Raw genomic sequence first — 15,588 nt, forward strand, 5'->3', positions numbered from 1 at the left:
CAGGCACATATAGAGCGCCCAGCGCCACCGACCTGTAGGAAGCCGCCCTGATGAGCCCATCGTTCGATGTCGTGGAACTCGCCACGACCTATGCCAACAAATCCGCTCAGGACATCCTGAAACTCGCGTTTGCCGAGTTCGGCGATGACCTGTGGATATCTTTCAGCGGCGCCGAGGATGTGGTGCTGGTGGACATGGCCTGGAAGCTGAACAAAAACGTCAAAGTGTTCAGCCTCGACACCGGCCGCTTGCACCCCGAGACCTACCGCTTCATCGAACAGGTGCGCGAGCACTACAAGATAGACATCGAAGTGGTGTCGCCGGACTACACCAAACTCGAACCTTTCGTGAAGGAAAAAGGCCTGTTCAGTTTCTACAAGGACGGCCATGGCGAGTGCTGCGGCATTCGCAAGATCGAGCCGCTGCGTCGCAAACTGTCTGGCGTGACCGCCTGGGCCACCGGCCAGCGTCGGGACCAGAGCCCGGGCACCCGCAGCGCCGTTGCGGTGCTGGAAATCGACACCGCGTTCTCCACGCCGGAGCGCACCCTGTACAAATTCAACCCGCTGGCACAGATGACCAGCGAAGAGATCTGGGGCTACATCCGCATGCTGGAGCTGCCGTACAACAGCCTGCATGAGCGCGGGTTCATCAGCATCGGTTGCGAGCCTTGCACCCGCCCAGTGCTGCCGAACCAGCATGAGCGCGAAGGTCGTTGGTGGTGGGAAGAAGCCACGCAGAAAGAATGCGGGCTGCATGCGGGCAATATCATCAGCAAATCCAAGGCCTGATCCCCTCGCCCTATGCAATCCCCTGTGGGAGCGGGCTTGCTCGCGAAGGCGGACTGTCAGTCAACATCAGTGTTGAACGTGACTGCCTCTTCGCGAGCAAGCCCGCTCCCACACTGATCCTGGGTCAACCAGAATAATTATGTACACATAAATGTCACCATAAGTGCCATATTTGTGTTCACTTCTAGTTTCAAAGCCCCAAAAAGTTACATCCCCCTCTCCTGACTTCCTCAGTCGATCATTTCCAGAAAATCCCCGTCGAAATAAATACCTGTTCAATCGGTCAATTTATATCGCCATTTTTTCAGCTACTTAGCTTCAATCAATAACAAAACGAAATTAACACTGAAATTAATAGATCAGGGATTGGCACAAATCTGGCTTAAGTGAACACATGTTTTGTATACAATAAATACAAAAACATACACACACTTTAGATCCGCAAGCCTGAAGCGCCCTATCCCGTACAGGCTGCAGATGCCCCGTAACCAAGGATGCCCTCCCGCCCGCGACGAAGATTTGTCGAGCCCACGCTCATGCACAGTCATCGCGGCAACGAGCTTCAGGAGCCTGCCGGAATGCGTACTAGCCTCCCCGATAACAACATCGCGCTGGATCTGCCCTCCCCCCTTTCCACGTCTGTCATTCACGATCAAACGTTTCAACCACCCGTCGTGCTCAGCCCCCGCCTGCACAACAAGGACCTGGCACCGACCAAGGCTGAAGGCCGGCGCTGGGGTCGTTACAGCATCTTTGCCCTGTGGACAAACGATGTGCACAACATTGCCAACTACTCCTTCGCCATTGGCCTGTACGCACTGGGCCTGGGCGGCTGGCAGATTCTGCTGTCCCTGGGAATCGGTGCGGCGCTGGTGTATTGCTTCATGAACCTGTCCGGTTACATGGGCCAGAAAACCGGTGTGCCGTTTCCGGTGATCAGCCGCATCAGTTTCGGCATCCATGGGGCGCAGATTCCTGCATTGATTCGCGCCATTATCGCCATTGCCTGGTTTGGAATTCAGACGTACCTGGCGTCAGTGGTCTTTCGCGTATTGCTGACGGCGGTGCATCCCGGCTTCGCCGATTACGACCATAACTCGATCCTCGGGCTGTCGAGCCTGGGCTGGGTGTGTTTCGTGGCGATCTGGTTCGTGCAGTTGGCGATTCTGGCCTATGGCATGGAAATGGTGCGACGTTACGAGGCGTTTGCCGGCCCGGTGATTTTACTGACCGTCGCCGCCCTCGCCGGGTGGATGTACTTCCAGGCCAACGCCACCATTGCCTGGTCGATTCGCGAACCACTGACCGGCGGCGAGATGTGGCGCAACATCTTTGCCGGCGGCGCCTTGTGGCTATCGATCTACGGCACGTTGATCCTGAACTTCTGCGACTTCGCCCGCTCTTCGCCCTGCCGCAAGACCATCCGGGTCGGAAATTTCTGGGGTCTGCCTGTCAACATTCTGGTGTTCGCCGGGATCACCGTCCTGCTATGCGGTGCGCAATTTCAGATCAATGGCCGGATCATCGAAAGCCCGACGGAGATCATCGCGTCGATTCCCAATACCTTCTTTCTGGTACTCGGTTGCCTGGCGTTCCTGATTGTCACCGTGGCAGTGAACATCATGGCCAACTTCGTGGCCCCGGCCTTCGTCCTGAGCAACCTGGCGCCCAAGTACCTGACCTTCCGCCGCGCCGGGCTGATCAGTGCAACCATCGCGGTGCTGATCCTGCCGTGGAACCTCTACAACAGCCCGCTGGTGATCGTGTATTTCCTGTCCGGCCTCGGTGCCCTGCTCGGCCCGTTGTACGGGGTGATCATGGTCGACTACTGGCAGGTACGAAAAGGCCGGATCAACGTGCCGCAGTTGTACAGCGAAGATCCCGATGGCGATTATTACTACAGCTATGGCGTCAATCTGCGTGCCGTGGCGACGTTCATTCCGGCAGCCATGATCGCCATTGTCCTGGCCCTGGCTCCAGGTTTCGACAACGTATCGCCGTTCTCCTGGCTGATTGGCGCCGCAATTGCAGGGATGCTTTACCTGATCATCGGCAAACGGCAGCCCTACTACGCCGATGTCAGCGGCGAAGCCATCGCGGTCGATAATGTCAGCCATTAATAAAGGACTTCCCATGCGAATTCTCGTGGTCAACGTCAATACCACCGAATCCATCACCCAGGCCATCGCCCGCCAGGCCCAATCCGTGGCCTCGCCCGGCACGCAAATCATCGGCCTGACTCCGCATTTTGGTGCCGACTCCATCGAAGGCAATTTCGAAAGCTACCTGGCCGCCATCGCGGTGATGGATCGGGTCATGTCCTACGACCAGCCCTTCGATGCGGTGATCCAGGCCGGGTATGGCGAGCACGGTCGCGAAGGTTTGCAGGAGTTGCTCAACGTGCCGGTGGTGGACATCACCGATGCCGGCGCCAGCACCGCGATGTTCCTCGGCCATGCCTACTCGGTGGTCACCACCCTGGACCGCACCGTGCCGCTGATCGAGGATCGCCTCAAATTGTCCGGGCTCTGGGACCGCTGCGCGTCGGTGCGGGCCAGCGGGCTGGCAGTATTGGAGCTGGAGTCCGATCCAGAACGTGCGCTGGAGGCGATTGTCCACCAGGCGGAATTGGCGGTGAGCGAGGACAAGGCCGAGGTGATTTGCCTGGGCTGTGGCGGCATGGCCGGGCTGGATGAACAGATTCGTCAGCGCACCGGCGTACCGGTGGTGGATGGCGTGACGGCGGCGGTGACCATTGCCGAATCACTGGTGCGGTTGGGGTTGTCGACGTCGAAAGTGCGGACGTATGCGACGCCTCGGCCGAAGACCATTATTGGTTGGCCGGGGCGGTTGGGGCGCTGAGTTCACAACGTTGAACCGAGTTGCCTCATTCGAGAGCAAGCCCGCTCCCACAGGGCTTTGTGTCGTTTACATCATTACGATACGACTCAAAACCCTGTGGAGCTCTAGGGAAGGTCTGAAGTACCCACCTATTTTTGATGCCCTCGCCGCTCGAGGTTCAAAAAATTCCAGGTGGGCCGAAAAACAGACCCTTCCTGTCTTTAATTCACGGTTCTTTCCTCTGGTCGGGCTGTATCAGGGCGATCAGCCCGCATTACAGGCGAACCTCTCCTGCACTCAATAACTGTTTTCGCACCATCCACAGGTTCGATAAGGCGAATAAAATCGTCTGCTGCGCGATGTTTTTCACCAAGCCACGAAAGCGTACTTTCAGCTCTGATTGAAGGGGGTCGAATATTCGGTGCCAGGGAGTGAAAATGTGGTGGCAAAGGTGATGTCCAGATCCCGCCCAGAATAACCGCCATGCCCACAATGCGTCTAACTCGGCACTATGGGAGCGTAAAAGTATTTGAGATGCGCTGTCTTTAACGCGAAAGACCCGTTTATAGTGGCCCCTCAACATCAATCACGCAGCAACGCAGCAACGCAGCAACGCAGCATACAATCAAGGATGGATATTTGATGCTTCTCAGTAGCTACAACAGTGTATTTGTCGCCTTTTCTCTGATTGTCGCCATTCTTGCCTCTTACACGGCCCTTAACATGGCCAGTCGAGTCTCCGGCTCTACGGGGAAAGCATCAGCGTTATGGCTGATAGGCGGCTCGTTCGCGATGGGGTTTGGCATCTGGTCGATGCACTTTATCGGCATGCTCGCCTTCAATCTTCCCATTTCCTTGGGCTATGACGTACCTCTCACCCTCCTGTCGCTACTGATTGCCATCGCCTCATCGGCCTTTGCGCTCTGGCTGGTTTGCCAGAAGGATCTGCCTTGGGCTCGCCTAGTTCTTGGTGGCCTGTTGATGGGCACCGGCATTGCCGCCATGCACTACACCGGCATGGCCGCAATGTTGATGACGCCGAGCGTGATCTATATTCCCTGGATATTTGTCCTGTCCTTTGTCATCGCAGTTCTTGCCTCAGTGGCGGCCCTGTGGATCGCCTTCCGTCTGCGCAGAGACTCAACAAGGGCTACCTATGCCCGTATCGGTGCGTCACTGGTAATGGGTTGTGCCATCGTCGGTATGCATTACACCGGAATGGCTGCTGCGCAGTTTCCTGACGGTAGCTTCTGCGGGGCGGCAAACAACGGCATCGATACCAAGTGGTTGGCATTGCTGGTGATCGTGGTGAGTCTGGCGGTATTCGCTATTGCCTTGATCGTCTCCATGCTGGATGTGCGTACAAACCTGCTAGCGATCTCACTCGATCAGGCCAACAGCGAACTGGTTCAGCTGGCATTGCACGACAACCTGACCAAGCTGCCCAATCGTGTCCTGCTAAATGACCGGCTGGAGCAAGCCATTCAAAAATCTACGCGGGAAAAACGCCATTTTGCCGTACTGTTCTTGGACTTGGATGGCTTCAAGGCCATCAACGATGTCTACGGGCATCACGTTGGCGACCTTCTACTGATCGACGTCTCGCGACGCATCCTCGACACCAAACGCTGCGAGGACACCGGTGCGCGTCTGGGTGGTGACGAGTTTGTCTTGTTGATTGATCCGGGTGAGCCCGAAGATACTGCGGCGCTGGCACAAAGGCTGATCGAAAGCATTGGCAGCCCCTTCAGTATTGCTCGCAATAGCCTGCATGTATCAGCCAGTATTGGTATTGCATTGTTCCCAAATGATGGTCTTACCGCGCATGAGCTGATGGTCAACGCAGATGCCGCGATGTACCACGCCAAGGAACTGGGGCGTAATGGCTACTGCTTTTTCGAAAGCACAATGAACACCAATGCGCATCAACAGATGCAACTTCAACAAGATCTGCGCCAGGCGCTGGATCGAGGTGAGTTCCTCCTGCATTACCAGCCTAAAATGCTCGCCCCCAACGGCCCGATGATCGGGGTCGAAGCTTTGTTACGCTGGCAAAGTCCTGAACTGGGCCTAGTCCCGCCGGATCGTTTTCTACCACTCGCGGAAAGAACTGGCTTAATTATTCCCATTGGCAATTGGGTAATCAACGAAGCTTGTCGCCAAATGCGTGAGTGGCACGACGAAGGCCATCAGGACTGGAGCATTGCGGTCAATCTGTCCACCGTTCAACTGGGGCATGCCAGCCTGGTGAATGTCGTGCGCACGGCTCTGGCGCGTCATTCGCTGGATGCTCGCCACCTGATTCTTGAGGTCACTGAATCTACGGCCATGCGCGATGCCGAAGCCAGCTTGGAGATCTTGGAACGACTGTCGGAACTGGGGCTGAGCATTTCCATCGACGACTTCGGGACGGGCTACTCCAGTCTGCTCTACCTTAAACGTCTACCTGCCAATGAACTGAAAATCGACCGGGGCTTTGTCACCGAATTGGTTCAGGGCAATGACGATGCTGCGATTGTTTCGGCAATCATTGCACTGGGCAAGACGTTAGGTCTAAAGATTGTGGCAGAAGGTGTGGAGACCGTAGAACAGCAAGAATTGCTCACTCGCTTAGGCTGTAACACTTTACAGGGGTATTTACTCGGAATCCCGTTGCCGGCAGAACTGTTGCTCAAAAGTCTAACTGCAACAGCGATTTCCGAGTCTACGCTGACTGATTGATGCGTTTCAGACTCGTGCTGCACCTCATATCGTTGGAGGATTCGATCCTGCCTCTCGACGTACACGTTTCTAAACTCATTTAGGCGCTGTTTGTAGTGGTCAACTGGCGAATTCAACCGGTCGTCGCAACACTGGATTGTTGGACAGATTGTAGATACTCATTCAGTGCTTCTGCAGGTGTTTTCCATCCCAGTGTTTTCCGGGGTCTCATGTTCAACACATTAGCTACGGCCTGGATCTCATGGGCACTCCAACGAGACAGGTCAGTGCCTTTCGGAAAGTATTGCCGTAGAAGGCCGTTCGTATTTTCGTTCGTGCCGCGCTGCCATGGACTATGGGGATCAGCGAAGAAGACCTTCACTCCAGACTCGATGGTAAATCGAGCGTGATCCGATAGCTCCTTCCCTCGATCCCAGGTCAAAGATCGCCACAGTTCGACGGGAAGGTCATTCACTGTTTTCTTCAGTGCGTTGGCCATGCTAATAGCCCCGCAGCCAGCAAGAGCCGGCCCATTCTTCGTCCTGGGAATTAGCCCATAGTCTTCCTCACGAGGAAGATGGACGAGCATGGTGAATCGAGTTGAGCGCTCTACCAGTGTACCGATCGCGGATCGGTTCAAACCGATGATAAGGTCACCCTCCCAATGTCCTGGTACAGCACGATCTTCCACCTCAGCAGGGCGACTGGAAATCATGACCTCCTCACTGACATGCGCCCACGCTTTGGCCTGTGACCTAGCTCTCGGCACACGTAATGCACGCCCTGTGCGCAAACAGCTCACCAGCTCGCGCTTGAGAGCCCCTCGTCCTTGGATGTAGAGAGCCTGATATATCGCCTCGTGGGAGATACGCATGGATTTATCGTCCGGGAAATCAATCTTTAGCCGATTGGTGATCTGTTCGGGCGACCAGCCGTTGACCCATCTACGGTCAGCACGATGTGGTTTATTTCGTCCTTTGAACGGAGCTTGTCGAGGGCCTGTAATCTCACGCCCATTAATGTCGTGAACCTTGCCTTCCAAGCGGTCTTGCACATAGTGGCGCAGTTGCGAGTTAGTCACCAGTTTCACGGGCTTTGGCCTCCTTGCAACCAGCTCTGCCTTCCATTGTGCTACTGAAGCTCGATACTCAAGTCGACTGCTACGGGTTGCGGCATTACGCGTTAGCTCCCGCGAGATTGTCGACGGGCTTCGTCCAAGGCGCCGGGCAATTTCACGCACGCCGAAACTTTGCGCCTGAAGCAACCCAATCTCTTCTCGCTCTGCAAACGACAAGTACCTTCCCGATATCTGGTTTGACATGAATAATGGCATCCCGCCCCGATGACGGAACCAGCGTGTGCCTACCGGGGTAGATACGCCAACAGCATCCGCCGCCTTTTCGCTTGTAATACCGGTTGCGATCTTCGCCCAAAACAGCCGCTCGATATCATTACGAAGTGACGGCGCACCAGGCGAGCGCATCGCTCTCCGTCCAGTCAATTTTTGCATCCATCCTGCGGGTCGCCCCATAAACACCTCGGTCAAAGGTGTTGCGACGACCGGTTGAATTCGCCCTGCGGCCCTTGATCCGAAGGTCTTCCACGTTGCTCATAGGCCATATCCAGCGCCTTGATCACCAGATACGTATCTGGTTTGTTCGACAGCGCCCAGCCCACAATTCGGCGCGCGTAGAGATCCAGGACGACCGCCAGGTAATGCCATTTACCTTGAGCCCAGATGTAAGTGATGTCGCCGCACCAGACCTGATTGGGCGCAGGAACATCGAACTCCCGACTCAGCGTATTCGGGATATCCAGCCGTTCGACCGTTGCTCGTTTGTACGCGTGAGAACCTGGCTGTTTACTCACAAGCTCAAGTTCGCGCATTAAGCTACGAACCTTGAATCGGCCCAGTTGCTCACCGTCTTCACGCATCATCGACAAAATGCTGCGGCTGCCCGCAGCACTGCGACTTTGCGTGAACAGTTCATTGACCCGACTGCGCAACCGAAGCTGCTCAACATCAGGAGTCCGGCGTCTGAGACGCTGGGCGTAGAAACACGAGCGGGTGACTTCAAACACCTTGCACAGCCAATCAACCGGCTCGTGGACGCTCAGTTGGTCAATCAACGCGAACGCTCGTGATCTTCCGACATCAAGAGTGCGGTAGCCTTCTTTAGGATGGATTTCTCTCGCTCAAGTCGAGCGATACGAGCTTCCAGTTCCTGGATTTTCTGTTGTTCAGGGGTCAGTGCTGTTTTAGCGGACGCGATAGCCTTTAACGTCAGGATTTCCATGCGCTACCGAAGCTCTTACCCCAAACCGTTCAAAGCCCAGGTTGTTCAGGACGCGGGCGGTTGCAATCATGAGCTTGATCCAGTCGGCGCGCATGAATGGGCATGATCCGTATGCTTATCTCAACGATGTGCTGACGCGGTTGCCGACACAGCGGGCCAGTGAAATCAGGCAGCTGCTACCGCATCAGTGGATGCCGGCCTGACTTACGCAAGGTGAGAGGGGGCGGACGCTTACGCCCAGCGGACGGGTTTCGAAGAAACAGCGACCGGATGCTGAGCTCCGGTCGCTGTCGTGAAGGGTTACGCTATGCAGGCATTAAGCGCTTTTGTATTTTTAATATTTGTCGGAGCGAACCCATTCCCCCAGGCCTACGTTCCTCCAGTCGGGTGCGATTGCACTGGATAGTGCCCCTGAGCCCGTCCGTGATGTATCGATGGTTCCTATGTCGGAAAACGAAACCGTGTCGCGCCGACCTTCATAGACAGTGCTTCTCAGCACGAACGTCCCGTTCTTCTCATCGATGCTTTCCAGTATGCCTTGTACGGCCAGTGGATTCCCGTTTCCGGTGGTTGTCACGCGCCAGACGAGCAGATACCGGTTGAGTGATTGCTTGAGTTGGGCCGCCACTTGAGCACGGGTAACATACTCATTGACATAAGCATCACACGCTTCCTTCACAGGGCTGGTGATATTTCTGATCTGCCGCTCCCTGTCATAGTATTCCTGATAAGGGTCTCCACTAGGCCCTTCGGAGCAATAGATGACGTTTTGGCTTGCGAGGTGATGCTCGATGTCGGCCGAGGCCATTTCGGCGGCGGCAGCATCGGCAATGGCGTCGATGCCGTTCTTACCGGGTGCAGCCTTGGCTGCGTCATCGGTTACGGATTTGATGGCGTCGTTGATGAGGTTGTTGTCAGCACCTAGGGCCTCGTGGTGAGCGGTATAGGCTGCCTCGTAGGCGATGTAGGCAGCTTCAAGAGTTTTGTTATCTGCGCTCGCTTGAGCGGCCTCGAGTGCCTTGATGGCTTTGTCATAGGCGACTATCGGCGCCCCCTGGTCGAGAGCGACAGTAAACACCCCCCAGACCAGTGCATACACCTGGGCATCCCGCAGCGCCCGCACCACATCAGGGTCAGTAGCAGCGTCCTTTTTTTCTGTGACGATAGCGAGGCGATTTTTTACCGCGTCGTAGGTTTTGCAGTCACGAATATTTGAGAGCAACGCGTCCAGTTCTGTAGCCATAAAACGGACTCCTTGTCCGATCAAATTGGAAAAGCGCTGGCACTTCTGTTTGCCAGCCTGTCCATGTATAGGCCACCTTTTGAGAGGCTGCCACTGCCAGTTTGTTTTTTCTTACAACGACTTACAGATGATTGGCCGGTAGATAGATCCAAGAGTGGACTTCGAAAACGACACAGCGAACAGCCTAGGTTCTGCCACCGTCCGCGCGGCACGGGGGATCTACGAGGTAGATTTTCTTCTCCCAGACAAACGCTGAACATGAGCAAGATGTGTTTCGCAGACGCTTACCAGTTGGGTAGTCACCAGCCCTTCTATTGGAGGGCTGTCCGCTGATATGTTTGCGGCTTCTCCCTAAGAAAACCCTCAAAAAGACTTCCTGATTTTGGCAAAATACCCCGACTCCACCCGCCGAGTTTTCCGATGAAGCAAATGACTTTCGCCGATGCCGAGTACGCCGGAAAACGCAAGCAGACCCGTAAAGAGTTGTTCCTGATCGAGATGGATCGGGTGGTGCCGTGGAAGGGTTTGATTACTCTGATCGAGCGGCACTACCCGAAGGGTGATGGTGGTCGTCCGGCCTATCCGCTGATGGCGATGCTACGTGTCCATCTGATGCAAAATTGGTTCGGCTACAGTGATCCAATGATGGAAGAGGCACTGTACGAGACTACTATTCTGCGCCAGTTTGCTGGGCTGAACCTGGAGCGCATTCCCGACGAAACCACCATCCTCAACTTCCGTCGCCTGCTGGAAAAGCACGAGCTGGCGGCAGGGATTCTGGGCGTGATCAATGGCTACCTGGGTGATCGCGGCCTGTCGCTGCGCCAGGGCACTATCGTCGATGCCGCGCTGATTCATGCGCCGAGTTCGACCAAGAACCAGGACGGCAAGCGCGACCCGGAAATGCACCAGGCCAAGAAAGGCAATCAGTGGTACTTCGGCATGAAGGCTCATATCGGTGTGGATGACGAGTCGGGCCTGGTGCATAGCGTGGTGGGCACGGCGGCCAATGTGGCAGATGTCACGCAGGTCGATAAGCTGCTGCACGGCGACGAAAACGTGGTCTGTGCCGATGCCGGCTATACCGGAGTGGAGAAACGCCCCGAGCATGAAGGTCGCCAAGTCATCTGGCAGATTGCCGCCCGGCGCAGCAACTACCAGAAACTGGGCAAGCGCAGCGTCCTGTACAAAGCCAAGCGCAAAATCGAAAAAGCCAAGGCGCAGGCAAGGGCGAAGGTCGAGCACCCGTTCCGGGTGATCAAGCGCCAGTTCGGTTATGTGAAGACGCGCTTCCGTGGCCTGGCCAAGAACACGGCACAGCTGGTGACGCTGTTTGCGCTGTCGAATCTGTGGATGGCCCGCCGACATTTACTGGGCAATACAGGAGAGGTGCGCCTGTAATGTGGGGAATAGCCGCTGGGAGGTGCTCGCCGCGGCTAAAAAGACAGGAATGAGTGAGTGATCTGAGCGTTTTGGATCGATTCGCCACCTTCAAAATCGGCGGTGGCCGAAGTCAGCCAGAAATACATGGCTACTTCAGACCATCCCTAGAGCTTTCGGTTGACTCGAAGGCAGTGGGCAGAACTCCACGGGGGGTCAGCACCTGATACTTCTGACAGTTGTGCCACTGTAAAGAAGCTCGTTTACTCCAGATTCGGCAAATCGGTTCATGGCAGTACGAGTTGCTTTTATGCACCACTAGGAAGGTAAATATGAAAAATCTAACTGCTCGTCTTTATGCCCTATTGATCCTCTGCATCACCTTGGCATTTTTCCACAGCACAGCGGCAATTGCCTGTGGTCTAACTTGGTGCCCATAAAGATAATTCGTAAGTATTAGGATTATTGTCGTTACCACTGAGACTTCAATAATGTCTGTTAATCTAGTGTGCTGTTCTCGAAATAACTTTTCTGCGGTTTAGCCACACTTTCTCTGTCATTCAGCGCTCGGGGGAACGCCAGTGAACGCCCAAGAGATCATCCTCAGCCCAGAAGAACAAGCCGAACTGAGCCGACGAGCACGCTCGGCTACCATCAGTCAGCGCGACGGTCGTCGCGCCCGGCTGATCCTGCTGGCAGCCCAAGGTTGTTCGCGGATAGAGATCACTCGTTTGACCGGCCTCTCACTCCCCACAATCACCTGTTGGTGCCAGCGTTTTCAAACGCTGAGATTGGACGGTTTGCTCGACAAACCGGGTCGTGGGCGCAAAACGTCCTTGCCGGCTGACGCCGTGTGTCCTTGAACAGGTCACTCAGCCGCGAATAGGTGAGCCTCGATGGAGCTGCCGGAGCATGGCCCGAGTCGCCGGGATCTCGTCCACCAGCGTGCACAGACCCTGGGCCGCCAATGACCTGAAACCGCACCTGACCCGCACCTTCAAACTGTCCAATGATCCGCATTTTGAAGAGAAGTTTTGGGATGTTATCGGGCTGTATCTCGACCCGCCAGACAAGGCGTTGGTGCTCTGCTGTGATGAGAAAAGCCAGGTTCAAGCCTTGGAGCGCACGCAACCTGGTTTGCCTCTGGGGATCGGACATATCCGTACGCAATCGCATGACTATATCCGCCACGGCACGGTTACCTTGTTCACTGCACTGGATTATCTTCAAGGACGCTTGATCAGCTGCATCGAGCGACAACACCGGCATCAGGAGTGGCTGGAGTTTCTCAAAAAGATCAATCGCGAAACGCCCAAGCATCTTCAGTTGCATCTGATCGTGGACAATTACGCCACCCACAAACACCCGAAAGTGAAGGCTTGGCTTGAGAAGCACAAGCGCTTCCACATGCATTTCACCCCGACCTCCAGCTCGTGGATGAACATGGTTGAGCACTTCTTTCGTGACATCACGGTGTACTTACGCGAGGGCAGTTTTAGCTCGGTTCGCGAATTGGAGAGTTCGATTACCACGTTCCTGGCACTGCGAAATGCGCAGCCAACCCGCTATGTGTGGAATGCAAAGGGAGAGGATATCTTGAACAAGATACAGCGAGCCCGTGAGGCAATGGCCTCACAGGCTGGCGGGTAAGTTATTTTCAAAACTGCACACTAGGGCGGATTGCCAAGTACCACAATGCATCCCGATATCTGTCTGCGGATATCTGATTATCGAAGGCAGGCTCGCAGCCCGGATTCATGGCGTGCTGATCTTATGGATCCAGCCAGGTGTCGCGAATGCCTTTATGGCGCCGGTACAGGTACAGGCTCACGCGTGCAATCAACATCAGAGTGATCACGATGATCGCCGGCCACCATGAGTCGCCAAAGTATATCTCCAGAATGTTGTAGAGCAACGCGAAGGGCAGAAAAATGACTGCGTAGAGCAAAATTTCCTTGATGGTCTGAACCATGATTATTAGCACTCGTCTTCTTCATCTTTGGACACACACTTGACAATGGCTTTGCTGACCTGGAAACCCGCCTGAACTTTCACGGCTGTTTTGATCGTGTCGGCATGAGCCGCCTTGCGCACGGCCAGTTTTGCGGCTCGATTGGCCGTGTTGGCGGCCTGGTCAGCCTTCTCCCACGACCTGGTGAGACTCGCTGATCACGATGAGCGACTTGCCCCGATGTACCAAGCAAAAGCTAGATACAAGGTCTGCGTCGACACCGGCTTCGGATGTTGTGTCGCCAAGCGTGCCAATCCAAACATAACGGTGGGTTTCGAGACAGGCCAAGTAGTAGCCGGTGGACATAGCACTGCTCCATCGAGGTAATTGGGGCCCCCCAAGCGTTCTGGAGTTATAGAAGACAGACGCAAGCAATGCAAAAAAACGTCAGAAAATTCCTGCCTAACGTAGTCGCTGGTTCGCTCAACGGAAAGCTGTACATCCGACAGGCGTGCTCGCAAAACGGAGGTCATGCAGCTCGTAATGGACTCATAAAAAACAAAAAAAGTTACTATCTGTAAGTATATGAATAAATTTATAAATACTGAATTTAACTGTTAATAAGGCTCCATAAGCTGTGGTTTACACAGACTATAGCAATAACGGTCTACCCTCAGGGTAATGCGAGGCCGATACTCGACTCCGACAACAAGGCAGCCCGCCTTGAATTTCTGGAGATCGACATGACCACTCAACACCTCAGCGGTAAAGTAGCTCTGATTCAAGGCGGCTCACGCGGCATCGGTGCTGCCATCGTCAAACGCCTGGCCTCCGAAGGCGCTACCGTCGCCTTCACTTACGTCAGCTCTACCGCCAAAGCCGAAGACCTGCAAAACAGCATCACCAGCGCCGGCGGCAAAGCCTTGGCCATCAAGGCCGACAGCGCCGATGCCGTCGCGATTCGCAATGCCGTTAATGCCACCGTCGAAGCCTTCGGCCGCCTGGACATCCTGGTCAACAACGCAGGCGTTTTGGCCGTCGCACCGCTGGAAGACTTCAAACTCGAAGACTTCGACCAGACCCTGGCCATCAACGTGCGCAGTGTGTTCATCGCCACTCAGGAAGCGGCCAAACATATGACCGAAGGCGGTCGCATCATCAACATCGGCAGCACCAATGCCGAGCGCATGCCTTTCGCCGGTGGTGGTCCGTACGCCATGAGCAAATCGGCGCTGGTCGGCCTGACCAAAGGCCTGGCTCGCGACCTCGGTCCACGGGGTATCACCATCAACAACGTGCAACCGGGCCCGGTCGACACCGACATGAACCCGGCCGACGGTGATTTCGCCGAAAGCCTGATCCCGCTGATGGCCGTGGGCCGTTACGGCAAAGCAGAAGAAATCGCCAGTTTCGTGGCCTACCTTGTCGGTCCCGAAGCCGGCTACATCACCGGTGCCAGCCTGACCATCGACGGTGGTTTCGGCGCCTGATGCAGCTCACTGTGGGAGCGGGCTTGCTCGCGAAGGCGTCGTATCAGTCGACATTGATGTTGCCTGACACGCCCTCTTCGCGAGCAAGCCCGCACCCACATTTACCGGCTACCGGCGTTAAACCCACTCGAGCGCCGGCAAGCCACATGCACTGGGCTTGAACGCCTTCAACGTACGAAGAATGCCATCGGCATGCGCGTATTTTTCGTCGGCCATCGCCGCATCCGGGACCGCAATCGCCGTCATCCCCGCCGCTTTCGCGGCAGTGACGCCGAACGGCGAATCCTCGAACACCAGGCAATCCCGGGGCGCGACACCCAAGCGCCGCGCCGCTGTCAGGAAAATATCCGGTGCCGGTTTGGCCGCGCCCACTTCCGGGTCGTCAGCGGTGACAATGAAGTCGAACAACGCGAACCAGTCGCGGTGCAAAGTGGTTTTCTGACCGAACGACTGACGCGACGAACTGGTGCCCACCGCAATAGGAATGTGGTTGGCTTTCAAGTGCCGAACCAGCTCCTCTGCGCCGGGCATCGCCAACGCCGTCGGAAAACGCTCGCACATCAGCGGCTCGCGGATCACCAGAAACTCTTCGGCGGTGATCGGCAGGTCCAGCGCCTCGACCACATAGCGCGCCAGATCACCCGCGCCGCGGCCGATGATGTTCTGTTTGACGCTCCAGTCGAAGGTCCGGCCATAACGCTGGGCAATGATGGAGGTGACCTCGGTGTAAATGCCCTCGGTATCCAGCAGCAAGCCGTCCATATCGAAAATCACGGCCTTGATCGGGCCGAACTCATCCAAGGGTGCATTCATCGCATCTGATCCGTTTTCTCATGACATCCCAGGAGCGGCTCAGGCACGACCGGGTCCGTGGTGGATTAAAGGGTTCAGCAGC

At 55.7% G+C, this 15,588-nt stretch carries 10 protein-coding genes and 5 pseudogenes; 8 read left to right on the plus strand and 7 right to left on the minus strand.

Annotation, left to right across the window (positions count from 1 at the left end; genetic code table 11):
• Positions 1-50 precede the first annotated feature (50 nt).
• The 3 genes from LOY38_RS20410 to LOY38_RS20420 all read left to right on the plus strand — a co-directional run bounded on the left by LOY38_RS20410 (position 51) and on the right by LOY38_RS20420 (position 3,653).
• On the plus strand, positions 51-791 hold the full coding sequence (locus LOY38_RS20410) for a phosphoadenylyl-sulfate reductase (RefSeq protein WP_008074131.1): 741 nt from the start codon (positions 51-53) through the stop codon (positions 789-791).
• 578 nt (positions 792-1,369) lie between these two features.
• Positions 1,370-2,911 (plus strand): NCS1 family nucleobase:cation symporter-1, encoded by a 1,542-nt coding sequence (locus tag LOY38_RS20415; protein ID WP_258696791.1) that lies wholly within the window; start codon positions 1,370-1,372, stop codon positions 2,909-2,911.
• Between the two features lie 13 nt (positions 2,912-2,924).
• Complete coding sequence (locus LOY38_RS20420; RefSeq protein WP_258696792.1) at positions 2,925-3,653, plus strand: aspartate/glutamate racemase family protein; 729 nt, start codon at positions 2,925-2,927, stop codon at positions 3,651-3,653.
• Between the two features lie 253 nt (positions 3,654-3,906).
• Here LOY38_RS20420 and LOY38_RS20425 read toward each other — a convergent pair.
• Positions 3,907-4,023 (minus strand): annotated as a pseudogene (locus LOY38_RS20425) (IS5/IS1182 family transposase); the annotation flags it as partial.
• 251 nt (positions 4,024-4,274) lie between these two features.
• On the opposite strand from LOY38_RS20425, the gene LOY38_RS20430 reads away from it, so the two are divergent.
• A complete protein-coding gene (locus LOY38_RS20430; RefSeq protein WP_258696793.1) occupies positions 4,275-6,353 on the plus strand; it encodes a bifunctional diguanylate cyclase/phosphodiesterase in 2,079 nt (692 codons plus the stop codon).
• Positions 6,354-6,465: 112 nt separating this feature from the next.
• Here LOY38_RS20430 and LOY38_RS20435 read toward each other — a convergent pair whose 3' ends face one another.
• Together LOY38_RS20435 and LOY38_RS20440 are read right to left on the minus strand one after the other, a co-directional pair.
• Positions 6,466-7,842 carry an IS30 family transposase gene (locus tag LOY38_RS20435; RefSeq protein ID WP_258696794.1) on the minus strand — a complete coding sequence of 459 codons (1,377 nt, stop codon included), beginning with the start codon at positions 7,840-7,842 and terminating at the stop codon, positions 6,466-6,468.
• A gap of 65 nt (positions 7,843-7,907) precedes the next feature.
• Positions 7,908-8,587: pseudogene (locus tag LOY38_RS20440) on the minus strand (IS3 family transposase); the annotation flags it as partial.
• A 95-nt stretch (positions 8,588-8,682) separates the two neighbouring features.
• Between LOY38_RS20440 and LOY38_RS20445 the strand changes: the two are divergent.
• Positions 8,683-8,832, plus strand: a pseudogene (locus tag LOY38_RS20445) (transposase domain-containing protein); the annotation flags it as partial.
• 131 nt (positions 8,833-8,963) lie between these two features.
• Here LOY38_RS20445 and LOY38_RS20450 read toward each other — a convergent pair.
• Positions 8,964-9,872, minus strand: a complete 909-nt coding sequence (locus LOY38_RS20450; RefSeq protein ID WP_258696795.1) for a hypothetical protein — start codon at positions 9,870-9,872, stop codon at positions 8,964-8,966.
• A 420-nt stretch (positions 9,873-10,292) separates the two neighbouring features.
• Here LOY38_RS20450 and LOY38_RS20455 point away from each other — a divergent pair, with 420 nt between their 5' ends.
• Both LOY38_RS20455 and LOY38_RS20460 read left to right on the plus strand, forming a co-directional pair.
• Entirely contained in the window at positions 10,293-11,273 is a 981-nt protein-coding gene (locus LOY38_RS20455; RefSeq protein WP_258696796.1) for an IS5 family transposase, read from the plus strand.
• Positions 11,274-11,833: 560 nt separating this feature from the next.
• A pseudogene (locus LOY38_RS20460) lies at positions 11,834-12,902 on the plus strand (IS630 family transposase).
• 121 nt (positions 12,903-13,023) lie between these two features.
• Here the strand turns inward: LOY38_RS20460 and LOY38_RS20465 are convergent.
• Together LOY38_RS20465 and LOY38_RS30390 are read right to left on the minus strand one after the other, a co-directional pair.
• A complete protein-coding gene (locus LOY38_RS20465; RefSeq protein ID WP_258696797.1) occupies positions 13,024-13,224 on the minus strand; it encodes a hypothetical protein in 201 nt (66 codons plus the stop codon).
• 5 nt (positions 13,225-13,229) lie between these two features.
• Positions 13,230-13,385 (minus strand): annotated as a pseudogene (locus LOY38_RS30390) (hypothetical protein); the annotation flags it as partial.
• 561 nt (positions 13,386-13,946) lie between these two features.
• Here LOY38_RS30390 and LOY38_RS20470 point away from each other — a divergent pair.
• On the plus strand, positions 13,947-14,693 hold the full coding sequence (locus LOY38_RS20470; RefSeq protein ID WP_258696798.1) for a 3-oxoacyl-ACP reductase family protein: 747 nt from the start codon (positions 13,947-13,949) through the stop codon (positions 14,691-14,693).
• Between the two features lie 117 nt (positions 14,694-14,810).
• Here LOY38_RS20470 and LOY38_RS20475 read toward each other — a convergent pair whose 3' ends face one another.
• A complete protein-coding gene (locus LOY38_RS20475; RefSeq protein WP_258696799.1) occupies positions 14,811-15,506 on the minus strand; it encodes an HAD-IA family hydrolase in 696 nt (231 codons plus the stop codon).
• Between the last annotated feature and the right edge of the window lie 82 nt (positions 15,507-15,588).

The sequence above is a fragment of the Pseudomonas sp. B21-015 genome, assembly GCF_024749285.1.
GTDB lineage: Bacteria > Pseudomonadota > Gammaproteobacteria > Pseudomonadales > Pseudomonadaceae > Aquipseudomonas.

Excerpts from the sequence above, each read along its gene's own strand:
- LOY38_RS20410 (WP_008074131.1), top strand. The coding sequence starts at position 51 with ATGAGCCCATCGTTCGATGTCGTGGAACTCGCCACGACCTATGCCAAC.
- LOY38_RS20415 (WP_258696791.1), top strand. The coding sequence starts at position 1,370 with ATGCGTACTAGCCTCCCCGATAACAACATCGCGCTGGATCTGCCCTCC.
- LOY38_RS20420 (WP_258696792.1), top strand. The coding sequence starts at position 2,925 with ATGCGAATTCTCGTGGTCAACGTCAATACCACCGAATCCATCACCCAG.
- LOY38_RS20430 (WP_258696793.1), top strand. The coding sequence starts at position 4,275 with ATGCTTCTCAGTAGCTACAACAGTGTATTTGTCGCCTTTTCTCTGATT.
- LOY38_RS20435 (WP_258696794.1), bottom strand. The coding sequence starts at position 7,842 with ATGCAAAAATTGACTGGACGGAGAGCGATGCGCTCGCCTGGTGCGCCG.
- LOY38_RS20450 (WP_258696795.1), bottom strand. The coding sequence starts at position 9,872 with ATGGCTACAGAACTGGACGCGTTGCTCTCAAATATTCGTGACTGCAAA.
- LOY38_RS20455 (WP_258696796.1), top strand. The coding sequence starts at position 10,293 with ATGAAGCAAATGACTTTCGCCGATGCCGAGTACGCCGGAAAACGCAAG.
- LOY38_RS20465 (WP_258696797.1), bottom strand. The coding sequence starts at position 13,224 with ATGGTTCAGACCATCAAGGAAATTTTGCTCTACGCAGTCATTTTTCTG.
- LOY38_RS20470 (WP_258696798.1), top strand. The coding sequence starts at position 13,947 with ATGACCACTCAACACCTCAGCGGTAAAGTAGCTCTGATTCAAGGCGGC.
- LOY38_RS20475 (WP_258696799.1), bottom strand. The coding sequence starts at position 15,506 with ATGAATGCACCCTTGGATGAGTTCGGCCCGATCAAGGCCGTGATTTTC.